The sequence below is a fragment of the Ruegeria sp. AD6 genome (genome assembly GCF_056542325.1).
This window is the reverse complement of the sequence record NZ_JBQFZQ010000001.1, coordinates 1,007,976-1,032,945: the sequence shown is the minus strand read 5'-3', so window position 1 is coordinate 1,032,945 and position 24,970 is coordinate 1,007,976. Positions and strand designations below refer to the sequence as shown.

The window sequence follows — 24,970 nt, the reverse complement described above, 5'->3', positions numbered from 1 at the left end:
CAGATGAAGCCGGGATTACGCGTTTGGGTCGTAGTCGCTCAGGCGTTTGCCGGGTTCATCTGTGAAGAGTTCCGGTTGGGGCGTGATGGATTCGATCAGGTCGATGCGGAAGACGCGAAAGCCTTCGCGTAGTTCGCACCATGCTGTAAGGGTCCAGACTCGGCCCCAGTATTCCATGTGCAGCGGGCGGATGATGCGGTCGGTCAGGGTGCCGTCGATGCGGGGATAGACGAGGTGCAGTTTCTGTCGTGCTTTGATGGCGGCGCGGATCGGGGCCATATGGGCCAGTCCGCGCGCGGCGTCAGCAAAGGGGTAGACCGCGAATTTCCAGGCATCCGCTTCGGCTACGACCTGCGTGGGCAGAACCGCGTCGATCTTTTCCGCCAGCGACTCGGCGGCTGATTTGAGGTCCGAGTCTGCAGCCTCGGCCACGATGGCCATGCCGAGGTTCAGGGCTTCGAGTTCGGAGGGTGTCAGGTTCAGCGGGGGCAGGGTGATCTGCTCGCGCACCATGTAGCCCACGCCGCGCTCGCCCTCGACCGGAACGCCCGAGGCGACCAGCGTATCCATGTCGCGGTAGATGGTGCGGACTGACACCTCGAGCCGATCCGCGATGTCCTGCGCGCGGTGCAGTTTGCCGTCGCGCAGGATCTGTATGATGTCGAACAGACGGTCAGTGCGGCGCATGACACGCCGATCTAACCGGGGTTACGCGGTCATGTTCCATAGCACAGTCTCATGGCGCATCTGGACGCTGTCGGGATTGATCACCGCCATCATGGCGGCGGCGCAATCCTGCTGCATGAATTGCGCAGCGGCATCTTGCGCGGCATTCATATCGGTCCAGACGACATAGTCGGTCCACCGGCCATCCTCGCCCTGGCTCAGCTGACGATGGGCAAAGCCGGGGGCCGACCGGACAAATGCCTCGGACGCCTGGCTGAGTTTCACGAACTCTTCCGCCGTGGTGCCATTGGCGAGGCTGAAGGTGACGATTTCCGCAACATGGGTCATTTGATTCTCCGTTGACCAGGTTTCGATGACCTCTGCCTAGTCCCTTACAACTGACATAAACCTGTCAGTTGAGAAATGCGAGCCCCATGAATCCATCCGATCACATCAAATTTGAGCACCAATTGGGGCCAGTTCCCTTTTGACGGGCAGGTTTGCGGCGTAAACACAGGCTCAGATCATATTCCGGGCGCACGGCGCCCAAGCAAAGGAGAAGAGACATGCTCAACAATATCGGCCTTCCCGGTCTTCTGCTGATTGCGGTTGTGGTGCTGGTGCTGTTTGGTCGCGGCAAGATCAGCTCGTTGATGGGTGAAGTCGGCAAGGGCATCACCGCGTTCAAGAAAGGCGTCAAGGACGGTTCGGAAGAGATCGAACAGGACGCGTCCGAGCTGGCCAAGGATGTCACGCCCGAAACCGAGAAAGACAAGGTCTAAGCGCAGATGTTTGATCTGGGCTGGACCGAGCTTCTGGTCATCGGCATCGTTGCGCTGATCGTGGTGGGACCCAAGGACCTGCCGGTGCTGTTTCGCAATGTCGGGCGCTTTGTCGGCAAGGCGCGGGGCATGGCGCGCGAATTCAGCAGCGCCATGAACGAAGCGGCGGATCAGGCGGGTGTGAACGAGATCAAGAAGGGTCTTAATGCTGCGACGAACCCTGTGAACACGGCCATGGATGGTGTGAAACAGGCGGCGCAGGACATGGCCAAAAGCATCGACCCAACCAAATACGATCCCGACAGCGCAACCGGGAAACTGGCGGCCGAGCGGGCCGAACAAGCCAAGAAGGTTCAGGCCACGAGCGCCCGCGCCACGGCCGAGCGCAAGGCCAAGGAAGCCGCTGATGCGCTGGCCAAGGCGGAAGAGGCCGAAGCGGCGCTGAATTCCGAGAACAAGACATGAGCAAGACCGACGAAATCGAAGACAGCTCGGCCCCGTTGATCGAGCATCTGGCGGAACTGCGTACGCGGCTCATTCATTGCGTTGTGGCGTTTCTGGTCGGGATGATCATCTGCTTCACCGTGGCAACGCCGCTTTTCAACTTCCTGACGCACCCGCTGTGTGAGGTGCTGAACGAACGTGGGCAGGATTGCGGGCTGATCTTCATCTCACCGCAGGAAGGCTTCTTTGTCGCCATCAAGGTTTCGCTGCTGGGCGGGTTCATTCTGGCTTTCCCTTATATCGGAATGCAGATGTGGCGGTTCGTGGCACCGGGGCTGTATCGGTCGGAAAAGAACGCGTTTCTGCCCTTTATGGTCGCGTCACCCTTCATGTTCCTGCTGGGTGCTAGCTTTGCCTTCTATGTTGTCACGCCTTTGGCTTACGATTTCTTCCTTGGCTTCCAGCAGTTTGGCGCGGAAGGTGAGGCTGTGGTCGATGGTGCAACTGCTGCTCCGCTAAGCGTCGTGTTCCAGGGCTCGGCACAGGAATACCTGAACCTGACGATCAAATTCATTGTGGCCTTTGGGTTGTGCTTCCAACTGCCGGTCCTGTTGACCCTGATGGGCAAAGCCGGATTGGTCAGCGCCGAAGGGTTAGGTGCAGTGCGCAAATACGCGGTCGTGGGGATTCTGGTTCTGGCCGCGCTGGTGACGCCACCCGACGTGATCACTCAGGTCATCTTGTTCGTGGTCGTCTATGGCCTTTACGAAGTGTCGATCTTCCTCGTCGCCCGTGTCGAGAAAAAGCGCGAGGAACAACTGCGTGCCGATGGCTATTATGATGACGAAGCCGAAGCGGATGAAGAGATCATTCAGGAAGAAGAAGGCAAGTAACCTTCCCTGATCCCGGATAAAGGCGCGCCCCGGTTGGCGCGCCTTTTTCATTGGCGGCTCTTGTTGTGGCGGGCGGATCATGGTTTGAAACCGCCAGACCCTGACCCGGAGGCCCCGATGGACGATCAAGCCCTGAAACGTATTGCCGACGCGTTGAATCGTATGGCACCCGCCCCATTGGCCGCCCCGGATTTCAACCAGGCCCCGGCCTTTGTCTGGCATGTCGAGCCGGACCGGCTGGAGCCGGTGAAGCAAGTCAACCGGGTCGACCTGGATCTGCTTGTCGGCATCAACCGCTCACGAGACACCTTGCTGGACAATACGCGCCGGTTCGCGGATGGGTACAAGGCCAACAACGCGCTGCTCTGGGGCGCGCGGGGGATGGGGAAATCCAGCTTGGTCAAAGCAGTGCATGGCACGCTGCAGGCAGATCACCCAAACCTGAAACTGGTGGAATTGCAGCGCGAGGATATGGGCTCGGTCGCGCGCCTGCTGAACCATCTGCGGGCCGCGCCGTACAGGTTTATCCTGTTCTGCGATGACCTGTCCTTCAGCCATGATGACCAGCACTACAAATCGCTCAAGGCCGTGCTGGATGGCGGTATCGAGGGCCGCCCCGAGAATGTGGTCTTCTACGCCACCTCAAACCGCCGCCACCTGATGCCGCGGGACATGATCGAGAACGAACGCTCCAGCGCCATCAACCCGTCCGAAGCGGTCGAGGAAAAGGTCTCACTCTCCGACCGTTTTGGTCTTTGGCTGGGCTTCCACCCCTGCGATCAGGATGAATACCTTGCCATGATCGACCGCTACTGCGACGCGTATGGCGTCAACGTCGATCCCCAAACCCTGCGCGCCGAAGCCATCGAATGGCAGGCCACCCGAGGCGCGCGCTCGGGCCGCGTCGCCTGGCAATTCTTCGTCGATCTGGCAGGGCGCAACGGCGTCCATATCGCCTGATCCCAGCTTCATCTGGCCAAAAATATCTCCGCCGGAGGCATTGCCCGGAACGGGCCATTCCCCTATAGCAGTGCCAAAATCCGCGCCGCCTCATCTGCTGTGCTGGTCAGTGCATCCCGATCTTCGCCGGGATGAAACCGCGCGCGTACGGCTGTCGGCATCGGCGCAGGTTCCACGATGGAAACCCGTGGGCCGGTGCGTTCGGTCTCGACCTGCCAACTGCGGGCCAGTGCCATCTGTGCAGCCTTAGTGGCCCCGTAGATGCCATAGAACTTCTCGCCCGCCTTGGGGTCGTCAAAGAACACTGCGTGACCGGCTTCACCCAGCAAAGGCGTTACATAAGGGATCAGGACCGAGGTGGCATTGGCGTTTGTGTTCATCGCCTTCGTCCACTCTTTCGGATCAACGAAATGCGCCGGTGTCAGGGCCGATGTATGAACGGCCGTGTGCAACCAGAGATCAACCTTGCCCCAGCGATCGTGAATGCCCCGACACAGGGTCGCCATGGCGTTTGGATCGGTGATGTCCATTGGGGCTAGGGTGGCGGATCCGCCCTTTGCCTTGATCCGGTCGTCCAGTTCTTCCAGCCCGCCGGTGGTGCGGGCAACGGCGACGATGTGATAGTCGGGGGCCAGCGCTTCGGCAAGGGCTGCGCCCAACCCGCGTGAGGCCCCGGTGATGAGGGCAATTTTGGTCTGATCGGTCATGGCAGCGGTTTGAACCCCATCGCGCAGGGCGTCAAGAGGGGGTTAGCCCCCCGGAATCGCGATCCGCCGGGTCTGGCCGCTTTGTCGCAGCATGATCCCATGTTCATCGATGGCAACAATGGTGCCCGAACCGACCCGGCTGCCGGTCTTGACCTCTCTCACACGACCCGACGCCATACGCATTAGTGCGCGCAGATCGCTTTTGGGGCCAAAGATCCCAAGAACAGACACAGAGTTTTTCTTCAGCGCGCCCTTTTGGGTGGCCGCGCTTTTGACGGTGGCGTTGGACATGAACTGCGGTCAGGGCAGGGCCCGGACCCCTTTGGTGAGTGGTAGCAGAAGGGTGGTTAACAAAGGCCAAAGGGGAACAAAAGACTGCCGCCGCGTCGCAGATTTCGGTTCAAAACACTGCGCCGCCGAAGCCTTTGCAAATCCAAAGGGTTCAACTTGGGGATGTGGCGGCAACTTTTCGTGATCGATTATGCATCGACCCAAACCGCCCAAATCCCGGACCTGACCCCCTCAGCTTGATTCGCCTTCTGACCTCAGCCCGAGGCCAGCTTGGCCCCGTTCCACGACCCACCAACGACCTGCATGTCTTCGCGCTTTTTGCTGACCCGGCTGCTGTTTTCCAGACTGTCGAGGTAGTCGTCGCTGACGCTGCCGGTGATGTAATCGCCGTCAAAGCAGGAACAATCGAAGGCCTCGATCTCGGGGTTGCCTTCCTTGGCTGCCCAGACCAGATCGTCGAGATGCTGATAGAACAGGGCATCCGCGCCCAGTTCCTCGCGGATTTCTTCGATTTCTTTGCCGTTGGCGATCAACTCATGCTTGGTGGGCATGTCGATGCCGTAGACATTGGGATATTTCACCGGAGGCGACGCGCTGGCGATATAGACCTTTTTGGCCCCGGCCTCGCGGCACATCTGCACGATCTTCTTGATGGTATTGCCGCGCACAATCGAGTCGTCGATCAGCAGGACATTGTGATCCTTGAACTCAAGCGGAATGGCGTTCAGCTTGCGGCGGACGGATTTCTGGCGTTCTTCCTGACCGGGCATGATGAATGTCCGACCGACATAGCGGTTCTTCACCAGACCTTCGCGATAGGGGATGCCGGTGATCTTGGCAGCCTCAAGCGCCACAGGGCGGGCGCTGTCGGGAACCGGGATGATCCGGTCAATCTCAAGCCCCGAATCCTGAATCTGCTTGGCCAGCGTTTGACCCATGCGCATCTGGGTTTTGTATACCGATACGCCATCCAGCAGAGAATCCGGACGGGCCAGATAGACATATTCGAAGATACAGGGCGTCAGCTTGCCTTCGACCGCCTGGAATTCGTGCATGTTGCCGTCCAGATCGATCAGGATCGCCTCACCCGCGCGCAGGTCGCGCAGTTTCTTGAACCCGTTGATGCCAAAAGCCACATCCTCGGAGGCAAAGGCATAGTCGTTGCCGTCGCCATCGGTTTCGCGCACAGCCACCGACAGGGGGCGAATGCCGTACGGATCGCGGAAGGCCAGCATCCCGACTCCTGCAATCAGGCAGATGACGGAATAGGCACCCTGCACCCGCTCCATCGTCATCTTCACGCCCGCGAAGATGTTGCGGATGGGTTCGACATTGCCGTTGACCTTGATCGCATCGGCCACTTTGTCGGCCAGCACATTCAGCAGAATTTCGGAATCCGACGTGGTGCGCAGGTGGCGGCTGTATTTGCCTGTCACCTTCTCACGCTGCTCGGCGGTGTTGGTGATGTTGCCGTTATGGACCAGATAGATCCCGTAAGGCGCGTTCACAAAGAACGGCTGCGCCTCAGCCGCGCTGAGCGAACCTGCGGTCGGATAGCGCACATGGCCCATGCCGACCTTGCCCAGCAGGGTTTCGGCGTCCGTTGCGTTGAAGACGTCCTTGACCAGACCGTTGGCCTTTTTCTCGCGAAAGAACTCACCATTATACGTGACGATCCCCGAGGCATCCTGACCCCGGTGCTGCAGCATCAGCAGCCCGTCATAGATTTCCGCAAACACATCATGTGTCCGGCTTGCGATCCCCAAAATCCCACACATGTACGGGCTCCAATTTCTATGACGTTGTGACGAGAGGTTTGACCGGCATGTAGGATCGGATGGCCTGCGCCAGACGCGGGATTGGGTGTGTTTCCAAAGCCAGATGGCCAATCATCGATGCGGCGCACGCAGATGAAAACACAAAGAACAAGACCGGCAGCTCCGATTCCGTGGCGGGTTGGCCCCCACATAATGCCTTAGAACGCGCCTGTCATCAAAGGATCACAAATACACAATGCCGCAGGTGGGTTTTGTGCAACCGTGATCCCGGGCCAAGACTGATGACATATGATTTCATTTATGCTGACATGTCGGAAAGGGCGCGAAAACCAGGGGATATAGCGGGCAGGGGGCTTCTATGTGGCAAAACAGGGCACCATCGAAGAAAGATGAAACACCCAAGCGGCGGTGCCATCGATGTCGCGGCATGGGGCGAGCGCCCTGTCAGATCTGCAACGGCTCGGGCGAGGTCATCAAAAGCCGCGATATTCACGGCAAGCCGATCACCAGCCGCTGCGACGGCTGTTTCGGGCTGAAGACAATCCGATGCACCGTATGCGGTGGAGAGGGGTTCGTTTAGCTTGACACAAAAAAGCCCGGGCAGTGCCGGGCTTTCCGTAGACTGGTAAAGCAGCAATCAGTTGCCGGTGCTTTCAGTAGCAGGGGCCGAACCGTTCGAGGTGCAGCTTGCCACCAGCTCTTCATACTGCGCGGTGACCCAGCCCAGGGCCGCTTCGGGGTTCTGCTCTTCGATCTGCGAACTGAACTGTTCGAATACCTTGGCCGAGCGGCTTTCGTCCACGATTGTATAGGACTGGCCGGTCATGACCGTGTCGTAGACAAAGAAGGCGATGGCAACCAGCAGGATGCCGCGCGCGACGCCGAAGAAGAAGCCAAGCGCCTGATCCAACCCGCCCAGAGCGGAACGCTGCACCAGTGACGAGAACAGCGGTGTGAAGATGCTGACCACGATCAGGGCGATGGCGAAAACGGCAGCGAACCCTGTGATCACCGACAATTCGCAACTGTCGCGCAGGAAGTCTCCGACAACGGGGATTTCTTTGACCAACGGCACGGCCTGCGGCGCAAAGATGAATGCAAGGACTGCCGCCGCGACCCAGCCTGCGATGGCCAGAACCTCGCGCATGAAACCGCGCGAATAGGCCAGCAGACCTGACAGCACGATGATCAGGGCCACAACCCCGTCAATTATTGTAAAACCTTCCATGGCCCTCGCCTGTTCTTTTTCTGCCCCTCGCGGCGCGACTTTAACCTGCTCCGAAGGTTTCGCCAACAAACCCAACCAAATCAGAGGGCCGGGTGAGTGTCAGACCTGCCACAGTACCGGTTTTGCCGCCTGCCGGAGCGATAGCCGACGTGAAACCAAGTTTTTGGGCTTCTTTCAACCTGTTTTCGGTCTGCGGGGCCGGTCTAAGTGCCCCGGATAGAGAGATTTCTCCGAAAACCACCGTGTCTGCGGGCAGGGCAGTGTCTTCGCGCGCACTCAGCAACGCGGCGGCAACGGCCAGATCGGCGGCGGGTTCGCCGATTTTCAGGCCTCCGGCGACATTCAGATAGACGTCCAGGCCAGTGAACGGAACGCCGCATCGCGCCTCGAGCACGGCAAGGATCATCGCCAGACGCCCGCTGTCCCAGCCCACAACCGTGCGGCGCGCCTGCGAATGGGGCGAGGGGGCTACAAGCGCCTGCAATTCCACCAGAACGGGGCGGGTGCCTTCAATGCCTGCAAACACGGCGGAACCGGGGCTGGGCGTGCCGCGTTCCGACAGGAACAGGGCCGACGGGTTTGTAACCTGCGCCAGCCCTTTTCCGGTCATCTCGAAGACGCCGATCTCATCAGCGGGGCCAAAGCGGTTCTTGACCGCGCGCAGGATGCGGAACTGGTGGCCGCGCTCGCCCTCGAAATAGAGAACCGTATCAACCATGTGTTCCACGACTCGAGGGCCAGCGATCTGACCTTCTTTGGTAACGTGACCGACCATGATGATCGATACGCCATGTCGTTTCGCAAACGTGGTCAATTCATGCGCGGCAGCCCGGACTTGTGACACCGAGCCCGGCGCGCTGTCCACATTGTCGGCCCACATCGTCTGAATCGAGTCGATGATGGCGAGGCCCGGTTTCTCGGCCTCAAGCGTTGTGAGGATGTCGCGCAGGTTGGTCTCGGCCGCCAGTCGGACGGGCGCATCTTCCAGCCCCAAACGGCGGGCGCGCATGCGGACTTGTGCGCTGGCTTCTTCGCCTGAGACATAGATGGTTTTGACGCCCGCGCGCGCGAACCGTGCGGCGGCCTGCAGCAGAAGGGTGGACTTGCCGATGCCGGGATCTCCGCCGACCAATAGAGCAGAGGCGGGGACGAGCCCGCCGCCCAACACGCGGTCCAACTCGTCCACCCCGCTGAGTGTACGGGGTGGCGGTGTCTCCTCGGTCGACAAGTCCGTGAGTGCGATGGACGTGCCCCGCTTGCCGCCGAGGGATTTCTTGGCCGGACCCGCCGAAAGCGGCACGTCCTGGGTGATTGTGTTCCATTCGCCGCAGGCGTCGCAGCGGCCGGACCATCTTGTATGCGTGGCACCACAGGCCGAGCAGGAGAAGGAAGTCGTCTTTGCCATGTGGCCTTTGGTGCCCGAGGATGGGCGGTTCTTCAAGCCCTTGCGGACTTTCATCCCCGCCGATGGCACGCTGCGGGCTCAGGCCCGACGGGCCATCCCCCGCAGCGGGCGCTGACGCGCCTATTCCGCCGCCCGAGGGGGGGACATTGCGATGACGCTGGACGCGCTTGGATCGCTGTCATCAGGGGGGGATTGTAATTGGGCGGAAAGTTCCGGCAGCAACTCGAACAACTCGTCCCGCAGGCGGCCGAGTTGGGATTTGGCGATGGATTCCTCGATCTCGATATCGCGGGTCCATTGGCTGAGCTCGTGCAGGATGGTCTGCGCATCCTCGATCCGCTTCTGAAACAACTCAACCTCTTCCTGCCGCTGTTGCAGGAAGGTGCGGGCGCGTCTGACACGATCCTCGCCGTAGGTTTCGGCCAGTTCCTGACTGACCTGGCTCATCTGGGCCGCCGTTTCCAGAACTTCAGGTTCCAGCGCTTGAAGGTCGGGGTGATCCCGCAGAAAGGCCATCCGTTCCTTCACCGCGTCGAATTCCGAGGCCAGCGCAAACGCCCCACTTCGGTCTGCGGCATGGGCCACCTGATAGGCATAGGCGATGTCCTGCATGTTCAGCGAGAATTTCCGGTGCGCGTTTTCAAGCGCCATCATCCGCGCGTTTGAGGGCAGGTAGAAGGCCAGCATGAGAATCAGGCAGGTCAGCCCGATCTGGATATAGACCCCCGCATCGATGGTGCCGCCGACAAATCCGGCCTGCATCGACAACCACGGCCAGACGCCGAGCGCGGACAGCGATGTAGCGACAACTGCGCCAAGCGCTGCGGCGCAAATCAGGAAAAAAGTCAGTCTTAAAAAGGCATTCTGAAATTGCAATGTAATGTTATGGAGCGCGGCCATGATAGTCCTTCTCCTTTTCAAACCGGTACACACCGGGCCGAAGCGGAGGGAAAGATCAAACACGCAAGGTGATCCGCTGCGGACCCGTAAACGACAAAAAACTTTGCTGCTCGAATATTAAAATGATACTCAGATTAATGTTTTCAATCAATTAGGTCTGAGGATTTCGTGAACTGGATGTCATCTCGGTAATATAACCCAGCGCAAGCGAGGCCAGAATGGAGGCGGTGAACAGGTACAGGCCCCATGCTGTTTCGATGGTGGCGTAAGAGATGCCTTTGGCCAGCGTAATATAGAGCGCGATCAGGAAGATGTCGGCCATGGCGAGCTTACCGAGGATATTGAGCGCGGGTTGTACGCGGGCGTCCATCAGGTCCCATTGGATCAGAGCGGTGCCGATGGTTTTGATGTAAGGCGCCACGAGGGCGAAGAAGGTGACGACCAGCGCGAGGAAGACGTCGGATTTCCAGAGGGATTGAAGGCCGGTGATGACGCTGATTTCACTGAGGCCGAAGATCGGCAGGAGGCCTGCGCGCATCAGCGGGGCGAACCACGCGATGGGGTAGAGGATCAGGAGCGAGAGGGTGGCGAGGCGGAGGGTCATTCCTCATTGTCTTTTTCTGGTGCCGGGAGGCGTCTTACTTCCTCTGGCATAGGAAGTTGTTCATATTCTTTGGTGGATCTTCTGGTAATCTTGAGAATTTCGTTCATTCGGTCAGTTAGAGGTTTGATGTCTTTCCCGAACTTTCCCAGTGTCTCACCAACATCACTTGCGCCTCCCAGAATGACATCAAAGAGACCAAGTTTTTTGTGAACTTCCGCTTCCATAGATGCGATTCTGTTTGCAAGTCGTACTTTGTGTGGTTGGTCAAAATCAGTAGTTGAAAGAACGATCTTTCTCATGTCAGAGCAAAGCTTGATTACTCTTTCTTTGTCGCTGGATTCCAGCGAAAAAGTTGGCAGAAGTTCGACACTCGAATCTGGCCTATCATCTGCTTCAACAACGAAATTGTGGGCTTCCAAAATTTGCTCTAGACGTAGGAATTCAACTTCTGCATTGGTTCCTGGCAGCGAGTATCTTTCATCTAAATTTTTGAGAACCTCCACAAATTTTTTTGGTAGTTCTTTTTCCGCCGCTTCTGTCAAGACCAACAATGCGTCAACAGACGCCCGGCTCCTATCTGGTGAGTTGTATGCTCCACCACTAACTCTAAGTCTAATTTCGTGAAAAATGCTAGAAGTCATCGCCAGTCTCCTAAATCAAATACTTCACCGCACCGCCTCAATCGGCCCTTCTGCACTCCCGCTGATGAACTGCTCCAGGTACGGATCGCCCGAGGCGTCCATCTGACCCACAGGCCCGGTCCACTGGATCACCCCGTCATGCAGCATCGCTACGTTGTCGGCAATCGCGCGGACGGAACTCATGTCGTGGGTGATGGTCATGGCCGTTGCGCCCATTTCGGTCACGATTTCCCGGATCAGGTCGTTGATGACGCCGGACATGATCGGGTCCAACCCCGTGGTGGGCTCGTCGAAAAAGATGATCTCGGGCTCGGCGGCGATGGCGCGGGCGAGGCCGACGCGTTTCTGCATGCCGCCGGACAGTTCCGACGGAAAACGGTCGGCGACGTTGGATTTCAGGCCAACGCGGCGCAGTTTCTCGATGGCGATTTCGCGGGCGTATTCGGGTGGGCGTTTCAGCGGGCCGCGCAGTAGGCGGAAGGCGACGTTCTGCCAGACGGGTAGTGAGTCAAACAGCGCCGCGCCCTGAAACAGCATGCCGAACCGGGCCAGAAAGGCATCCCGGTCGCCCTTGGTGGCGTCTTTTCCGTCCACATAGATCATGCCGCTGTCGGGCTTGATCAGGCCCAGAATGCATTTCAGCGCCACCGATTTGCCAGTACCCGAGCCGCCGATGATGACCATCGAAGTGCCCTTGGGGATCTCAAGGTTCATCCCCTGCAACACATGGTTGTCGTCAAAGGTTTTATGTACGTTCTCCATCCGGATCATAGCGAGAAGAACACCCCTGTCAGAACGAAGTTGGCGGCCAGGATCAGCACGGCGGCGGCCTCGACCGAGCCTTTGGTGGCGCGGCCAACACCTTGCGCGCCGCGACCCGAGCTCATGCCGTAGTAGCAGCCCATAACGGCTGCGATCATGCCGAAGGCGGCCCCCTTGACCAGCGATGAGACGATGTCGCGCGTCTCAAGGAAATCCACCGTGTTTTTCAGATAGGTCGCTGGGTTGAAGCCCAGGTTTTGGGTGGCGACCGTGTAGCCTCCCATGATGCCGATCACATCGCCCACCGCGACCAAAAGAGGAACGGTGATCACCGCCGCCAGCACGCGCGGGGCGGTCAGGTATTTCATCGGATGGGTGGAAAGGGTGACCAGAGCGTCAATCTGCTCGGTCACTTTCATGGTCGCGATTTCTGCGGCGATGGAGGAAGTCACGCGCGCGGCGATCATCAGGCCGACCAGTACGGGGCCCAGCTCGCGCACCATGCCGATGGCGACGATCTGGGGGACCACGGCCTCGGCATTGAAACGCGCGCCGCCGGAATAGATCTGCAGGGCCAGCGCGCCGCCGGTGAAGATTGCGGTCAGGCCGACGACGGGCAGGGACAGCCAGCCGATATTCAGCAATGCCATGGCGAATTCGCGCGGGTAGAAGGGCGGTCGAAAGATATGCGACACCGCGTCCAGCGCAAACAATGCGACGCGTCCGAACGCAGCCAGCATGTTCAGGACCGCGCGGCCCAATCCGCCAAGCATCAGAATGGGGTTCATTCCACGTAACCCCGCGAGTACCTGCGGCCCAGTGACGTCAGAATTTCATAACCGATCGTCCCAGCGGCCTCGGCCAGATCATCCACGGTCTGGTGGCCGTTCAGGATGCGCAGGCGTTCGGGGTCCTGCGGCAGGTCGGTGACATCGACGGTGATCAGATCCATCGAGATACGGCCCACGACCGGGCAGGGCTGATCGCCCGAAAACGTATCGATGCCGCCGCCAATCGCGCGGTGCAGACCGTCCGCATATCCCGCCGCCACTGTGGCGATGCGCGATGGACGCCGGGCAGTCCAGCTGTTGCCATAGCCTACGGATTCTCCGACTTCCACGGCGCGGACCTGAATGACCGGCAGATCAACCGTGACCACCGGCTTGGCCCCGGCAAAGGGCATGCCACCATACAGGCCGACGCCCGGACGGCAGAAGTCGAAATGGAACTCGGGGCCCAGCAATGTCCCGCCCGTCGCCGCAAGCGAGCGCGGCGCGGTGACACCGTCGGTCATCTCGCGGAAGGTTTTCAACTGCTGCTGGTTCATCGGGTGATCGGGCTCGTCCGAACAGGCGAGGTGGGACATCACGACCAACGGGTTCAGCGCCTCGGCCTTGGGACGCAGCTCGGCCCAGTCGACGGGTTCCAGCCCCAGACGGTTCATGCCGCTGTCAAGCTGGATGCCAAAGGGATGATCGGGCAAGGCCTGCATATGGCGCTGGAATTGCTCGGCCGAGTTGATCAGCGGCGTCAGATCGTGATTGCGCAGCAGATCGGTGTCACCCTCCATATGGCCGGAAAACACGGCAACCATCGGTCCCGGGCCAACGGCCTCGCGTACGGCAACGCCTTCCTCGGCGACGGCGACGAAGAACTTGCGCACGCCTTCCTCGGCCAGCGCGCCGCTGACGGGTCCGGCCCCCAGCCCATAGGCGTCGGCTTTGACCACGGCGCCGGTTTCAACATTGGTCTTTGCATCCAGCGCCCGCCAGTTGCTGGCAACGGCCTGAAGATTGATTGTTAGTCGTGCTGTACTCATGCGTCGTTCATGCCATTGCGTCGTGGCAGGTCAAGGGGGTATCGGGCTTTTCCCGACAAGATACGCTGCGACATAGGCAGCATCTGGCTGAGTACAAACGGTCCGCGCGGCTGTCGAGCGTAATCTTCTGCAAAAACACCATTGTTTGAAAGGGGTTTGGATTATGTGACATCTGGCGTCAAACGCGGCTGAAGCCAATTATCGTTGACCCGCTTGGGGTCAAGCCTATCCCTGCGCAGGCGGCGACAGCAGCGGTTTTTCGTTACTCAGATGCCGCGCCACCAGTTTGCGCTGCTGCTTACCGCTGGGAATGAAACAGGCAGGCTTGCCGGTTTGTGCCTCAGCAGCGTTCAGCGCGGGGAACAAGGCCAGCAATTCAGTCCGCGCCTCTGGCGTGACGGCAAACACGGCCTGCGGGCCGGTGAACAGGCTTTCGCTGGGCGCGCCTTCGGCGAACAGGACAACATGGCAATCAAACACCAGGTGGTGATAGGTGACCTGAGTGATGCTGTTGTCGATGAAAATACCGGGCAGGTCTGTCAGCCGGATTGCCGAGATCAGCACGTCCTGCGTTCCAAACATCCGCCCGGCAATCGGCGACTGCACCAGCATACGATGTTGACGCGAAACAAGCAGATCGCGCCCCGGCAAACTCTGGCCCAAGGCTCCGGCCACGATACGGATCGGGCGCAACTCGGGTTGCGAGATCAACTCGGACTGTCGCAGAGCGCGGGAGAGATTCAGCCGCAGAGGCAGATACGCCTCGGTTGCGGTCAGGACCAAGTCGCTGGGTTTCAGGTCTTCGACGGCAATCTGCCCGCTGTCGGTCTGGATCAGAGTGCCGGTCGCAAAACAGGGCGCGCCCGGGCTGGGGTTGTCGTTGACGACGTAATTGATGCCATCGGTCGACGTGACCGACTGCGTTGAATCCGTCAGGTCCGGATCGCTGTCGTTGCCAATGCGGTTTGCGGTCAGACCATCGGCGGCCCCTTCGGTGGCCGTGACGTCGCCGTCGAATGACACGAACCCCAGAACGGTGCCATTGTCATCGAGGGATACCGCGCCAAAGCGATTGATGCGCGCGTTCAAAACGTAGTAGTCGAACCCGCCGACGGTGGTCATGGTGCCGCTATTGACCGACGTTGTGCTGCGCACTGTGCCGTTGGGGTTATACACCTCGACCGTCAGGCCCGAGACACTCTGGCCCGTGGGCACCCGGATTTCGATGAAGTCGTCATCCGGGTTGTTGAAGCCCGGACCGTTACGGTAGCGAATTTCCGAGATGATGGCTGGCAAATTCCGCGCGTCCTTTTCAGAGCATGGCCTCTATCTAGCCCCATACCCAGCCTGCCGTACAGGTGAGAGGCAACGGCATTCTCCCCGTGGGGCAGGGGTGCCCGGCACCAGCTTGGGTCAGTACCCTTCGATCTCGCCGCCCTGTTGCCAGGGTTTGACCAGATTGCCAAAGCGCGTGAACTGCGCCTCGAACGACAACTCGACCGTGCCGATGGGGCCGTGGCGCTGCTTGCCGACGATAACCTCGGCCTTGCCGTGCAGGCGTTCCATGGCCTGCTTCCACTCTTCCATCTTCTCCAACTCGTGATCGCCGGGCTTTTCGCGTTCCTTGTAATATTCCTCGCGGAACACAAACATCACCACGTCGGCGTCCTGTTCGATCGAGCCTGATTCCCGAAGGTCAGACAGCTGCGGACGTTTGTCATCGCGGTTTTCGACCTGACGCGATAGCTGGGACAGGGCGATCACCGGGATGTTCAACTCTTTGGCGATGGCTTTCATGCCCATCGAAATCTCGGCAATTTCGTTGACGCGGTTGTCGGCCATGCCTCGGCACAGTTGCAGATAATCGATCACCAGCAGGTCCAGCCCGTGGGTCCGCTTTAACCGCCGTGCGCGGGCGGCAAGCTGAGAGATGGGCAGGGCAGGGGTGTCGTCGATGAACAGCGGGCAGGCTTCCAGTTCCTTGGCCGCGTCCACGAAACGGCGGAACTCGGCCTCGGTCATGTCGCCCTGACGTATCTTGTGGCTTGAGATTTCGGATGCCTCGGCCAGAACCCGGCCTGCTAGCTGCTCGGCGCTCATTTCGAGTGAGAAGAACCCGACCACACCGCCATCAATCGCGCCCTCGGTGCCATCGGGTTTCAGCCCGCGTTTGTAGGCTTTGGCCACGTTGAACGCCACGTTGGTCGCCAATGAGGTTTTTCCCATCGACGGACGCCCCGCCAGAATGATCAGGTCGGATGGGTGCAGGCCCCCAAGCTGCTTGTCGAGATCGGCCAGACCGGTGGAAATCCCCGCCATGCCGCCACCGCGCTGGTAAGCCTCGTTGGTGACGTTGACGGCTTCTGTGACCGCCTTGAGGAAGGATTGAAACCCCTGTTCGGTCTGGCCCTGCTCGGATAGCTGATAAAGCTGTTGCTCGGCCTCGACGATCTGTTCTTTCGGCTCGCTGGACACATCAACCCGCGCCGCCTTGTCCGAGATGTCCCGGCCAAGCCGGATCAACTCGCGCCGGATGGCAAGATCATAGATCATCTGAGCATAGTCATGCACCGCAAAGGCACTGATCGACGCGCCCGCCAGCTTGACCAGATAGGCCGGGCCGCCCAGTTCCTTCAGGCCTTCATCTTCGGCCATGAAGGATTTCAGCGTCACGGGCGAGGCCAGCGCATTCTTGGCGATGCGGTTGGCGGCGACCTCATAGATGCGGGCATGGACCGGATCATAGAAATGCTCGGCCCCAATGATCGAGGCGACCCGGTCATAGAGGTCATTGTTGGTCAGGATTGCACCCAGAAGCTGCTGTTCGGCCTCAATGGAATGCGGCATGGTTTCGGCGTTCTGAATCTGTGCCGCTGCCTGCTCGATACTGCTGATCTCGTTCATTGCTGCTCTCACCGTCCCTTGGGACAAGGTCCATAGCTTAGCCCTGCGAGTCGGGGCAAATTGTATGTTTTCTGGGGATATGCTGTGAATATCTCCGGGCCCCATCATCTTGAAGCATGAGGGGGCCGGACGTCAACATATTGTGCGGATTAAGTCCGCCGACCTGCCACTGTTTCCGTTCAGAAAACAGATTTCGCGACGTCAGCTTTTGTTCGCTTCCTGCCAGCCGCGCGGGTCGTTCAGGAAGGCTTCGACGCCGCTAAGGGTCTCTTCGTCAAAGGCCTTTTGCGCCTTGGCCTCGGCCAGAACATCCCACCAGGTGCAGAGGCTGTGCAACTGAACACCGTGATCACCCAGCGTCTTTTCGGTCTCGGGGAAGATGCCATAGTAGAAGATCACCGCCGTATGCCCGCAGGTCGCGCCGGTTTCGCGGATCGCATCGACAAAAGACAGCTTGCTGCCGCCATCGGTGGTCAGATCCTCGACCAGCAGTACACGCTCACCCTCGCTCATCGCGCCTTCGATCCGGGCGTTGCGACCGTAGCCTTTGGGTTTCTTCCGTACATAGGTCATCGGCAGCGCCATGCGCTCGGCCACCATTGCGGCAAAGGGGATGCCCGCCGTCTCGCCGCCTGCGATATTGTCGAACGCCTCGAAGCCAGCCTCGCGCATCACGGTGACGGTCAGGAAATCCATCAGGGTAGAGCGGATGCGGGGGTATGAGATCAGCTTGCGGCAGTCGATATAGGTCGGGCTGGGCAGGCCAGAGGCCAGCGTGAACGGCTCGCGCGAGTTGAAATGCACGGCCTTGATCTCCAGCAGCATGCGCGCGGTCAGGCGGGCGATTTCGGTGCTATCGGGGAATGAGCTGGGGATCATGGTGCAAACCTCTGGGCTGAAAACGCGTTGCGGGCTGATAGCCTGACCCTTTGGCCGGAGTCGAGGGGGTGAAAAAAGAAAAGCGGACCCCCAAGAGGTCCGCTTAGGCCCTTACGGGCAGAGCATGCCAAGGTGGGCTTAGCTGCTCATGTCATAGGCCCGCTCGCCGTGTACCGACAGATCGAGCCCGTTTGTTTCGGTCTCGGCGTCTACGCGAAGTGGGGTGATCAGTGCAACCACCTTGACCAGTACAATCGTGACAACTGACGTAAAGACACCCACGATCACCAGCCCGCCCAGTTGCGCGGTCCAGGTGCCCAGACCGAACAGTGCAATCATCAGGGTGCCAAAGATGCCGCCCACCCCATGCACCGCGAACACGTCCAGCGTGTCGTCGATATTCAGCTTGTTGCGGATCACGAACACCGCCTCCTGGCACAGGATGCCTGCCACAGCGCCGATGATCAGCGCCTGAACCGGGCCGACAAAGCCCGAGGCCGGCGTGATCGAGGCCAGACCCGCGATGGTGCCAGTCACCAGACCGACCATCGAGGCTTTGCCAAAGCGGATTTTCTCCCACAGCGCCCAAGTTAGCGAGGCGGTGGCGGCGGACAGATGTGTGACGGTCATGGCCATCGCGGCCCCTCCGTCAGCGGCCAGTTGCGAACCGCCGTTGAAGCCGAACCAGCCGACCCACAGCATCGCGGCACCGACCATAACAAAGCCCGGATTGTGCGGCGGTGTCGTGCGGTTGCGACGCGGTCCGAGGATGACAGCGATGATCAGCGCGGCCAGACCGGCGGTTTCGTGGACAACGATGCCGCCCGCAAAGTCGCGCACGCCGATCTCACCCAGAATTCCACCATCGGCCAGCATCCCGCCGCCCCAGATCCAGTGCACCACCGGCGCATAGCACAGCAACATCCACAGCGCCGAGAAAGTCAGGACAAAGCCAAAGCCCACGCGTTCCACATAAGCGCCGACGATCAGCGCGGGGGTGATGATGGCAAAGGTCATCTGAAAGGCGAAGAACAGAATCTCGGGCAGGGTGCCTGCAAGGCTGTCCACATCGACGCCGTTCAGGAACGCTTTACCCAAACCGCCCCACAGCCCGCTTTCGCCGGGGCCGAAGGCGATGGAATACCCTGCGACCAGCCAAAGGACGCTCATCAGGCAGGCGATGCTGAAACAGTGCATGAAAACGCTCAGCACGTTGCGGGCGCGCACAAGGCCGCCATAGAACAGGGCAAGCCCCGGTAGTGTCATGAACAGGACCAGTGCGGTTGCAACGATGATCCAGGCTGTGTCGGCTCCGTTCATGGGCCGGTCTCCTTTTCCCTGCGGATGCTCCGGGACGCCCATCTGGGCAGGTCGGAGCCGTGTGAGTGATTGTGCGGGGCGTTGAAGCGGAGGCGAGGTGAGGAAAAAAGAGGCAGGGGTGGAAATATGCGCCTAATTTGGCGTCTTTTGTTCAACTGATGACAGTTTTTGCATCAGTACCAGGCGAATGCCTGAAAAACGGGCGGTTTAGGAAAGGGCCTGATGCAGCAGGGCCAGCGCATGATCCCGCGCCGCCTTGCGCACATGGTCCCGTCCCAAAGCACCGAATTCGACGGTTTCGGTGCAGGTTTCCAGCCCGTCACCGGCCATCCCAAAGCACACGCGCCCCTCGGGCTTGAACTCGGATCCGCCGGGGCCTGCGATGCCGGTGACCGATACGGCCAATTGCGCCTGCGAGTTGCGCAGCGCGCCTTCGGCCATTTCGCGGGCGACCTCTTCGGACACCGCGCCGTAGGCGTCCAGAGTGTCAGGGCGCACACCCAGCAAGTCCTGCTTGGCTTGGTTGGTGTAGGTCACAAACCCGCGTTCGACCACGGCGGAACTGCCGGGAATATCGGTCAGGGCGGCGGCCACCATACCTCCGGTGCAGCTTTCGGCCGTGGCGATCATGACGCCGCGTGCCTTTGCCAGATCAAGCAGGGCGGCGGCGGTCACAGCCCCAGAACCCCATGTGCGATACCGGCCAGAACCGCGACGCCAATCGCAGCGAACACCCCGGCGATCACATCGTCTAGCATCACGCCCATCGCGTCATTGCGCCGGTCGGCCCAGCCGACGGGTCCGGGTTTGGTGATGTCGAACAACCTGAACAGCAGGAAACCCGCAATCCAACCGGGCCAGAGCGCCGTGATCTCAATCCCGTGCGCCCAGGCCGGATAGGACACGGCCCAGAGCGCGATGAACTGGCCCGCGACCTCATCAATCACGATTTCCGACGGGTCGTGATCGTCCTGACCAGCGGTCATCACGCGCGTTGCCCACACGCCTGCGATAAAGGTCGCAACGGTGGCAATGGCCAGCAGCGGAAAGCCACCCAATGTGTGCAACAGCCAGGCCAGGGGCAGGGCGGCCAGCGATCCCCAGGTCCCCGGAGCCGGACGCAGGTGGCCCACGCCACAGACGGTTCCGATCAGGCGCGCGGCGTTCATGCCTTCACCAGACAGGCGGTGGCCAAAGCGGCGATGCCCTCACTGCGCCCGGTAAAGCCCAGACGCTCGGATGTGGTGGCCTTGACCGAGACCTGACCGACCTGCAAACCCATGATTCTGGACATCTCTTCCCGCATCGCCTGCGCATGGGGTCCGATCTTGGGGTATTCGCAGACCAGCGTGCAATCGGCGTTCGAGATGCGATAGCCCATTTGCCCGGCCAGTTCGACGGCGTGGCGCAGAAAGATCTCGCTGTCGGCCCCCTTCCACTGCGGGTCAGATGGCGGAAAATGCTGCCCGATGTCGCCCTGCGCCAGTGCGCCATAGATCGCATCCGTCACCGCGTGCATGCCCACATCCGCATCCGAATGGCCCTGCAACCCACGCTCATGCGGGATTTTCACGCCGCACAGGATTACGTGATCCCCCTCGCCAAAGCGGTGCACGTCATAGCCGTTGCCCAGCCTTACATCCATATCCAGCCCCAATATGCGTTCTGCCCGGGCAAAATCCTCGGGTCGTGTGATTTTGATATTATCCGGGTCGCCCGGCACGATGGTCACGTCCAGCCCTGCGGCGCGCGCGACCTCGACATCATCCGCTGCGCCGCCGGGATGGGCGGCATGTGCTTCGGTGATCGCCTCGTAATCAAACCCCTGCGGGGTTTGCGCCGCAAACAGGCCCGTGCGGTCCTGCGTGCCAGTAACCGAACCATCCGCCCCGGTCCAAAGCGCGTCCGTGACCGCCAGACCCGGTGCAGCGGCCTTGGCCGAGGTCAGAGCCTCCAACACGTTTCGAATAGTGTTTTCCGCCACGCAGGGGCGGGCGACATCGTGGATCAGAACGCGGGTGACGCCTTGGTCCGCCAACGCCGCCAACCCGCTGCGCACGGATTCGGACCGGTCATTGCCGCCTGCGGTCAGGGTCAGGCCACTGGTTCGATATGCCGCCCACGCCGCGTCGTCGTCGGGCGAAAGCACCAGAACGATCTGATCGACCTGACCGCGAAACCTGGCGATGGTCCAGTCTGCCACTGTGCGATCGCCCAGCGTGCGCCATTGCTTCGGCGCACCCCCTCCGGCGCGGGTTCCGCGTCCGGCGGCGACGATGATGGCGGCGGTTGTCATTTGGGGCTCGGCCTTCCGTGGTTCTCGCCATTGTTTAGGGGGCGGTGAATGCAGAGGCAATCACCCGCGTTAACGTGATTAAAAAATAGGCAAGTGATGATTTTGCAGGCTTGTGACCCGCCGTTTTGTTGTTCATATGCGCGGAATTCGATATCAAAACCCCAAATGCTCAAGGATTAGGCACGTTGACCCTGCATCTTGCTGACAAAACCCTGAACCCGCCGGTGTTACTGGCCCCAATGGCCGGAATCACGGACCGGCCCTTTCGCGATCTGGTGATGCGCTTTGGGGCCGGAATGGTCGTCAGCGAAATGGTCGCCAGTCAGGAGATGGTGCAGGCCAAACCGGGCGTGCGCGAACGGGCCGAATTGTCTGCGGATGTGGAAAACACCGCCGTCCAGCTTGCCGGGCGCGAGGCGCATTGGATGGCCGAGGCCGCCCGTCAGGTCGCGGACCGCGGCGCGCGGGTGATCGACATCAACATGGGCTGCCCGGCCAAGAAGGTTACAAGCGGCTATTCCGGCTCGGCCCTGCTGAAAACGCCCGATCACGCGCTGACGCTGATCGAGGCGGTGGTCGAGGCCGTGGACGTGCCCGTCACCCTGAAAACACGGTTGGGCTGGGATGATGCGCTGCTGAACGCGCCGGATGTGGCGCGCCGGGCCGAAGGGGCTGGCATTCAGATGGTTACGATCCACGGTCGCACGCGCTGTCAGTTCTATAAGGGTCGGGCCGATTGGCGGGCGATCCGCGCGGTGAAAGAGGCGGTCTCGATCCCCGTCATCGCAAATGGCGACATTGTCGATACCAAAGCGGCGCACGCGGCGCTGAACCATTCCGGTGCTGACGGTGTCATGGTCGGGCGCGGGGCGCAGGGAAAACCCTGGCTGCTGGCGCAGATCTGCCATGAGGTTTACGGCACCGATGCCCCTGTAATCCCGGACGGCACTGATCTGGTCGACATGGTTCGCGCGCATTATCAGGCGATGCTGGGTTTCTATGGCGCCGATCTGGGCCTGCGCGTCGCGCGCAAACATCTTGGCTGGTACATGGATGAGGCCGGAACACCCGCACCGTTGCGCCGGGCGGTTCTGACCTCACGCGATTCAGACGAGGTCCTGCGCCTGCTAAGCGATGCCTTGAACGGCACGGCAGAGGTGGCGGCATGACCTCGGATCAAAGCATCTGGAACTCGCTGCCGGTTCCGGCCTTTATCATTGATGCCGAGGATCGGATTGCCGACGTGAATTCCTCGGGCGAGGGGTTTCTGAATGCCTCGCGCAAAGCGGTGATTGGTGAGCCGGTCTGGGATCAGATCGCCGTGGATGCCCCGCTGGAAGTGGCGTTCCTGCGCGCCCGCCAGCACGGCACGCCCTTGTTCGTCAATGATGTGGATGCAGGCTCGGGCAACCGCGCGCCGTTGCAATGCGCGCTGCAAATCGCGCCCTTGGTCGGGCATCCGGGATCGATGATCATGATCATTTCCCCGCGCGAACTGGCCGGGCGCATGACCCGTGGCAATACCGTCAAATCCGCCGCCCAATCAGCGATTGGCATGGCCGAGATGCTGGCGCACGAGATCAAGAACCCTCTGGCCGGTATCACCGGGGCGGCACAACTTCTCAGCATGAATATCCCGCCGCAAGATCTTGAACTTACAGATCTTATCGTCGCAGAAAGCCGCCGGATCGTGAAGTTGCTGGAACAGGTTGAGCAGTTTGGAAACCTGCAGCAACCTGACTTCAAACCGGTCAATATTCACGATGTTCTGGACCGCGCCCGCCGCTCGGCCTTGCTGGGGTTCGGTGCGGACATGACCATAATCGAGGATTACGATCCGTCCCTGCCGCTGGCCTTTGGGGATCCCGACCAGATCCTGCAAGTGGTTCTGAACCTGCTGAAGAACGCCTCCGAGGCCGCAGGGCCGGACGGCGGCACAATTCGCCTGCGCACCTATTTCGAACATTCGTTCCGGCTGCGCCGCAGTGATGGTTCGGGCCATTCGCTGCCCCTGCAGATCGAAATCATCGATGACGGGCCGGGCCTGCCAGAGAAAATCCGCAGCGATATCTTCGACCCGTTCGTGTCCGGCAAGGAAAACGGAACCGGACTGGGGTTGGCATTGGTCAGCAAGATCATCTCGGACCATGACGGCTGGATTTCAGCCGAATCCGTTCCGGGACGCACCGTCTTTAAACTGTCGCTGCGCCGCGCACCGGCAGAGAGCATATCGAAGGAGAGCACCTGATGGATGGCACCGTTCTGGTCGCAGATGACGACCGCACGATCCGCACCGTTCTGACCCAGGCCCTGACGCGGGCCGGATGCAAGGTGCACGCCACATCCTCGCTGACCACGCTGATGCGCTGGGTGGGCGAGGGCAAGGGGGATGTTGTGATCTCGGACGTGGTCATGCCGGACGGGAACGGTCTGGAAATGTTGCCGAAAATCGCTCAGGACCGGCCCGGATTGCCGGTCATCGTGATCTCGGCCCAGAACACCATCATGACGGCGATTCAGGCGGCCGAGGCGGATGCCTATGATTACCTGCCCAAGCCGTTCGATCTGCCCGATCTGATGAAGCGCACCGCGCGCGCGTTAGAGCAGAAACAGCGCCTGCATACCGAGCCTGAAACCGAACAAAGCGACCGCCCGGATGAGTTGCCTCTGGTCGGGCGCACCCCGGTCATGCAGTCGCTTTATCGTTTGGTCGCGCGGGTGATGAATACCGATCTTTCGGTGATGATTTCTGGTGAAAGTGGAACCGGTAAGTCCCTGATTGCGCGCGCTATTCACGATTTCTCGGACCGGCGTACCTTGCCCTTTGTGACCGCAACGGCGGCCGACCTGCGTGACCTTGAAGGCCCCGCGCGCGTCATGGCCCGCGTGCGCGGCGGCACGCTGCTGATCGATGAGATTGCCGATATCGATGACGAGATTCAGGCCCGGATCGTTCGGATGATGGACACGCCGGGCGATCACGTGCCGCGCTTTATGGCCACCAGCCAGTCGGACCTGACGGACGGAATGGAAAGCGGTCGCATTCGGCAGGACCTGTATTATCGCCTGTGCGGCGCAACGATCCATGTGCCAGCCCTGCGCGAGCGGGTCGATGACATCACCCTGCTGGCCGAGCACTTTCTGGCCCGCGAAGAACGTGACAGCGGCACCAAGCGCTGGCTCAGCGCTGATGCGGTCGAGCTGGTCCGGCGTTATTCCTGGCCCGGCAACGTGCGGCAGTTGGAAAACGCGATACGACGCCTGAGCCTGACCAGCCGCGCGGATGAGATTTCAAAGGCTGAGGTCGAAATGGTACTGGGCAGCCAGCCCGAGGCCGAACCGGTTCTGGGCGGGGGCGAGCGCGAGAAGCTGTCCACGTCCGTTGAACGGCATCTGCGGCGGTATTTCGACCTGCACGGCAACATGCTACCGCCTCCGGGCCTGTACCAGCGTATCCTGCGCGAAGTTGAGGCACCGCTGATCGAAATCGCGCTGGAAGCGACCGGTGGAAATCAGGCGAAATGCGCGGATTTGCTGGGAATCAACCGCAATACGCTGCGGAAAAAGATTACAGACCTCGATATTCAGGTGACACGCCGTCGCAAACTGATGTAATATCGCCACACAAAGCGTGGCATCCGGGTATCGCCTGGGCAACGACCACGACATATGGCGGTTCGTCGCGCAAGCG

The 24,970-nt window shown here is 60.5% G+C and carries 27 protein-coding genes; 7 read left to right on the top strand and 20 right to left on the bottom strand.

The genetic code is table 11. The features are described from left to right. Nucleotides 1-15 precede the first annotated feature (15 nt). Both ACR0KJ_RS04975 and ACR0KJ_RS04970 read right to left on the bottom strand, forming a co-directional pair. Nucleotides 16-687 (bottom strand): helix-turn-helix transcriptional regulator, encoded by a 672-nt coding sequence (locus tag ACR0KJ_RS04975; protein WP_480626086.1) that lies wholly within the window; start codon nucleotides 685-687, stop codon nucleotides 16-18. 21 nt (nucleotides 688-708) lie between these two features. After that, nucleotides 709-1,014 (bottom strand): hypothetical protein, encoded by a 306-nt coding sequence (locus tag ACR0KJ_RS04970; protein WP_170450198.1) that lies wholly within the window; start codon nucleotides 1,012-1,014, stop codon nucleotides 709-711. A 218-nt stretch (nucleotides 1,015-1,232) separates the two neighbouring features. Between ACR0KJ_RS04970 and ACR0KJ_RS04965 the strand changes: the two genes are divergently transcribed. The 4 genes from ACR0KJ_RS04965 (at nucleotide 1,233) to ACR0KJ_RS04950 (ending at nucleotide 3,745) form a co-directional block, all read left to right on the top strand. Then, nucleotides 1,233-1,448, top strand: coding sequence for a twin-arginine translocase TatA/TatE family subunit (locus ACR0KJ_RS04965; protein ID WP_170450201.1), 216 nt, complete (start codon nucleotides 1,233-1,235; stop codon nucleotides 1,446-1,448). A 6-nt stretch (nucleotides 1,449-1,454) separates the two neighbouring features. Beyond that, entirely contained in the window at nucleotides 1,455-1,913 is a 459-nt protein-coding gene (gene tatB / locus ACR0KJ_RS04960) for a Sec-independent protein translocase protein TatB (RefSeq protein WP_170450203.1), read from the top strand. Next, a complete protein-coding gene (tatC, locus tag ACR0KJ_RS04955; RefSeq protein WP_170519024.1) occupies nucleotides 1,910-2,785 on the top strand; it encodes a twin-arginine translocase subunit TatC in 876 nt (291 codons plus the stop codon). The genes tatB and tatC overlap by 4 nt, the downstream gene beginning before the upstream one ends. 117 nt (nucleotides 2,786-2,902) lie before the next feature. Then, complete coding sequence (locus tag ACR0KJ_RS04950) at nucleotides 2,903-3,745, top strand: ATP-binding protein (RefSeq protein ID WP_170519020.1); 843 nt, start codon at nucleotides 2,903-2,905, stop codon at nucleotides 3,743-3,745. Nucleotides 3,746-3,807: 62 nt separating this feature from the next. Here ACR0KJ_RS04950 and ACR0KJ_RS04945 read toward each other — a convergent pair whose 3' ends face one another. From ACR0KJ_RS04945 to ACR0KJ_RS04860, 18 genes are all read right to left on the bottom strand, one after another. After that, complete coding sequence (locus tag ACR0KJ_RS04945; RefSeq protein WP_170450209.1) at nucleotides 3,808-4,452, bottom strand: SDR family NAD(P)-dependent oxidoreductase; 645 nt, start codon at nucleotides 4,450-4,452, stop codon at nucleotides 3,808-3,810. 42 nt (nucleotides 4,453-4,494) lie between these two features. Beyond that, a complete protein-coding gene (locus tag ACR0KJ_RS04940; protein WP_170450211.1) occupies nucleotides 4,495-4,743 on the bottom strand; it encodes a hypothetical protein in 249 nt (82 codons plus the stop codon). Nucleotides 4,744-4,997: 254 nt separating this feature from the next. Then, nucleotides 4,998-6,521 (bottom strand): amidophosphoribosyltransferase, encoded by a 1,524-nt coding sequence (gene purF, locus ACR0KJ_RS04935; RefSeq protein WP_170450213.1) that lies wholly within the window; start codon nucleotides 6,519-6,521, stop codon nucleotides 4,998-5,000. A gap of 637 nt (nucleotides 6,522-7,158) precedes the next feature. Continuing rightward, entirely contained in the window at nucleotides 7,159-7,749 is a 591-nt protein-coding gene (locus tag ACR0KJ_RS04930) for a CvpA family protein (RefSeq protein WP_480626085.1), read from the bottom strand. Between the two features lie 40 nt (nucleotides 7,750-7,789). After that, nucleotides 7,790-9,154, bottom strand: a complete 1,365-nt coding sequence (gene radA, locus ACR0KJ_RS04925; RefSeq protein ID WP_480626084.1) for a DNA repair protein RadA — start codon at nucleotides 9,152-9,154, stop codon at nucleotides 7,790-7,792. Nucleotides 9,155-9,274: 120 nt separating this feature from the next. Continuing rightward, complete coding sequence (locus tag ACR0KJ_RS04920; RefSeq protein WP_480626083.1) at nucleotides 9,275-10,054, bottom strand: kinetochore Spc7 family protein; 780 nt, start codon at nucleotides 10,052-10,054, stop codon at nucleotides 9,275-9,277. Nucleotides 10,055-10,205: 151 nt separating this feature from the next. Next, nucleotides 10,206-10,658, bottom strand: a complete 453-nt coding sequence (locus tag ACR0KJ_RS04915) for a paraquat-inducible protein A (RefSeq protein WP_480626082.1) — start codon at nucleotides 10,656-10,658, stop codon at nucleotides 10,206-10,208. Continuing rightward, complete coding sequence (locus ACR0KJ_RS04910; protein WP_480626081.1) at nucleotides 10,655-11,299, bottom strand: hypothetical protein; 645 nt, start codon at nucleotides 11,297-11,299, stop codon at nucleotides 10,655-10,657. Before ACR0KJ_RS04910 ends, ACR0KJ_RS04915 begins: the two co-directional genes overlap by 4 nt. 24 nt (nucleotides 11,300-11,323) lie before the next feature. Continuing rightward, on the bottom strand, nucleotides 11,324-12,070 hold the full coding sequence (locus ACR0KJ_RS04905) for an ABC transporter ATP-binding protein (protein ID WP_480626080.1): 747 nt from the start codon (nucleotides 12,068-12,070) through the stop codon (nucleotides 11,324-11,326). Next, on the bottom strand, nucleotides 12,067-12,849 hold the full coding sequence (locus ACR0KJ_RS04900; RefSeq protein WP_480626079.1) for an MlaE family ABC transporter permease: 783 nt from the start codon (nucleotides 12,847-12,849) through the stop codon (nucleotides 12,067-12,069). Before ACR0KJ_RS04900 ends, ACR0KJ_RS04905 begins: the two co-directional genes overlap by 4 nt. Continuing rightward, entirely contained in the window at nucleotides 12,846-13,880 is a 1,035-nt protein-coding gene (alr, locus tag ACR0KJ_RS04895; RefSeq protein ID WP_480626078.1) for an alanine racemase, read from the bottom strand. The genes ACR0KJ_RS04900 and alr overlap by 4 nt, the downstream gene beginning before the upstream one ends. Before the next feature lie 225 nt (nucleotides 13,881-14,105). Beyond that, a complete protein-coding gene (locus ACR0KJ_RS04890; protein WP_480626077.1) occupies nucleotides 14,106-15,176 on the bottom strand; it encodes a Hint domain-containing protein in 1,071 nt (356 codons plus the stop codon). Between the two features lie 117 nt (nucleotides 15,177-15,293). Further along, nucleotides 15,294-16,784 carry a replicative DNA helicase gene (locus ACR0KJ_RS04885; protein ID WP_170450230.1) on the bottom strand — a complete coding sequence of 497 codons (1,491 nt, stop codon included), beginning with the start codon at nucleotides 16,782-16,784 and terminating at the stop codon, nucleotides 15,294-15,296. A gap of 201 nt (nucleotides 16,785-16,985) precedes the next feature. Next, a complete protein-coding gene (locus ACR0KJ_RS04880; protein ID WP_480626076.1) occupies nucleotides 16,986-17,663 on the bottom strand; it encodes an orotate phosphoribosyltransferase in 678 nt (225 codons plus the stop codon). A gap of 138 nt (nucleotides 17,664-17,801) precedes the next feature. After that, nucleotides 17,802-18,983 (bottom strand): ammonium transporter, encoded by a 1,182-nt coding sequence (locus ACR0KJ_RS04875; protein ID WP_170518991.1) that lies wholly within the window; start codon nucleotides 18,981-18,983, stop codon nucleotides 17,802-17,804. Between the two features lie 207 nt (nucleotides 18,984-19,190). Then, complete coding sequence (locus ACR0KJ_RS04870; protein WP_480626075.1) at nucleotides 19,191-19,658, bottom strand: CinA family protein; 468 nt, start codon at nucleotides 19,656-19,658, stop codon at nucleotides 19,191-19,193. Then, nucleotides 19,655-20,152, bottom strand: coding sequence for a phosphatidylglycerophosphatase A family protein (locus ACR0KJ_RS04865; RefSeq protein WP_170518984.1), 498 nt, complete (start codon nucleotides 20,150-20,152; stop codon nucleotides 19,655-19,657). Before ACR0KJ_RS04865 ends, ACR0KJ_RS04870 begins: the two co-directional genes overlap by 4 nt. Beyond that, the gene (locus tag ACR0KJ_RS04860; protein WP_480626074.1) at nucleotides 20,149-21,279 is read right to left on the bottom strand and encodes a bifunctional 2-C-methyl-D-erythritol 4-phosphate cytidylyltransferase/2-C-methyl-D-erythritol 2,4-cyclodiphosphate synthase; all 1,131 of its coding nucleotides are present in this window, start codon (nucleotides 21,277-21,279) and stop codon (nucleotides 20,149-20,151) included. The genes ACR0KJ_RS04865 and ACR0KJ_RS04860 overlap by 4 nt, the downstream gene beginning before the upstream one ends. 185 nt (nucleotides 21,280-21,464) lie before the next feature. Here ACR0KJ_RS04860 and dusB point away from each other — a divergent pair, with 185 nt between their 5' ends. The 3 genes from dusB to ACR0KJ_RS04845 are packed head-to-tail and all read left to right on the top strand — an operon-like array spanning nucleotide 21,465 to nucleotide 24,894. Continuing rightward, the gene (dusB, locus tag ACR0KJ_RS04855) at nucleotides 21,465-22,448 is read left to right on the top strand and encodes a tRNA dihydrouridine synthase DusB (RefSeq protein WP_480626073.1); all 984 of its coding nucleotides are present in this window, start codon (nucleotides 21,465-21,467) and stop codon (nucleotides 22,446-22,448) included. Beyond that, a complete protein-coding gene (locus ACR0KJ_RS04850; RefSeq protein WP_170621889.1) occupies nucleotides 22,445-23,527 on the top strand; it encodes an ATP-binding protein in 1,083 nt (360 codons plus the stop codon). Before dusB ends, ACR0KJ_RS04850 begins: the two co-directional genes overlap by 4 nt. After that, nucleotides 23,527-24,894: a sigma-54-dependent transcriptional regulator gene (locus ACR0KJ_RS04845; RefSeq protein ID WP_170450246.1), complete on the top strand. Its 1,368-nt coding sequence runs from the start codon at nucleotides 23,527-23,529 to the stop codon at nucleotides 24,892-24,894. Before ACR0KJ_RS04850 ends, ACR0KJ_RS04845 begins: the two co-directional genes overlap by 1 nt. Nucleotides 24,895-24,970 lie beyond the last annotated feature (76 nt).

Coding starts and splice junctions, on each gene's coding strand:
- ACR0KJ_RS04860 (WP_480626074.1), bottom strand. CDS start 21,279: ATGACAACCGCCGCCATCATCGTCGCCGCCGGACGCGGAACCCGCGCC.
- ACR0KJ_RS04875 (WP_170518991.1), bottom strand. CDS start 18,983: ATGAACGGAGCCGACACAGCCTGGATCATCGTTGCAACCGCACTGGTC.
- radA (WP_480626084.1), bottom strand. CDS start 9,154: ATGGCAAAGACGACTTCCTTCTCCTGCTCGGCCTGTGGTGCCACGCAT.
- ACR0KJ_RS04915 (WP_480626082.1), bottom strand. CDS start 10,658: ATGACCCTCCGCCTCGCCACCCTCTCGCTCCTGATCCTCTACCCCATC.
- ACR0KJ_RS04950 (WP_170519020.1), top strand. CDS start 2,903: ATGGACGATCAAGCCCTGAAACGTATTGCCGACGCGTTGAATCGTATG.
- ACR0KJ_RS04880 (WP_480626076.1), bottom strand. CDS start 17,663: ATGATCCCCAGCTCATTCCCCGATAGCACCGAAATCGCCCGCCTGACC.
- ACR0KJ_RS04845 (WP_170450246.1), top strand. CDS start 23,527: ATGGATGGCACCGTTCTGGTCGCAGATGACGACCGCACGATCCGCACC.
- ACR0KJ_RS04965 (WP_170450201.1), top strand. CDS start 1,233: ATGCTCAACAATATCGGCCTTCCCGGTCTTCTGCTGATTGCGGTTGTG.
- alr (WP_480626078.1), bottom strand. CDS start 13,880: ATGAGTACAGCACGACTAACAATCAATCTTCAGGCCGTTGCCAGCAAC.
- ACR0KJ_RS04850 (WP_170621889.1), top strand. CDS start 22,445: ATGACCTCGGATCAAAGCATCTGGAACTCGCTGCCGGTTCCGGCCTTT.
- tatC (WP_170519024.1), top strand. CDS start 1,910: ATGAGCAAGACCGACGAAATCGAAGACAGCTCGGCCCCGTTGATCGAG.
- ACR0KJ_RS04930 (WP_480626085.1), bottom strand. CDS start 7,749: ATGGAAGGTTTTACAATAATTGACGGGGTTGTGGCCCTGATCATCGTG.
- ACR0KJ_RS04970 (WP_170450198.1), bottom strand. CDS start 1,014: ATGACCCATGTTGCGGAAATCGTCACCTTCAGCCTCGCCAATGGCACC.
- ACR0KJ_RS04865 (WP_170518984.1), bottom strand. CDS start 20,152: ATGAACGCCGCGCGCCTGATCGGAACCGTCTGTGGCGTGGGCCACCTG.
- ACR0KJ_RS04910 (WP_480626081.1), bottom strand. CDS start 11,299: ATGACTTCTAGCATTTTTCACGAAATTAGACTTAGAGTTAGTGGTGGA.
- ACR0KJ_RS04885 (WP_170450230.1), bottom strand. CDS start 16,784: ATGAACGAGATCAGCAGTATCGAGCAGGCAGCGGCACAGATTCAGAAC.
- purF (WP_170450213.1), bottom strand. CDS start 6,521: ATGTGTGGGATTTTGGGGATCGCAAGCCGGACACATGATGTGTTTGCG.
- ACR0KJ_RS04945 (WP_170450209.1), bottom strand. CDS start 4,452: ATGACCGATCAGACCAAAATTGCCCTCATCACCGGGGCCTCACGCGGG.
- ACR0KJ_RS04940 (WP_170450211.1), bottom strand. CDS start 4,743: ATGTCCAACGCCACCGTCAAAAGCGCGGCCACCCAAAAGGGCGCGCTG.
- ACR0KJ_RS04920 (WP_480626083.1), bottom strand. CDS start 10,054: ATGGCCGCGCTCCATAACATTACATTGCAATTTCAGAATGCCTTTTTA.
- ACR0KJ_RS04975 (WP_480626086.1), bottom strand. CDS start 687: ATGCGCCGCACTGACCGTCTGTTCGACATCATACAGATCCTGCGCGAC.
- ACR0KJ_RS04900 (WP_480626079.1), bottom strand. CDS start 12,849: ATGAACCCCATTCTGATGCTTGGCGGATTGGGCCGCGCGGTCCTGAAC.
- tatB (WP_170450203.1), top strand. CDS start 1,455: ATGTTTGATCTGGGCTGGACCGAGCTTCTGGTCATCGGCATCGTTGCG.
- ACR0KJ_RS04905 (WP_480626080.1), bottom strand. CDS start 12,070: ATGATCCGGATGGAGAACGTACATAAAACCTTTGACGACAACCATGTG.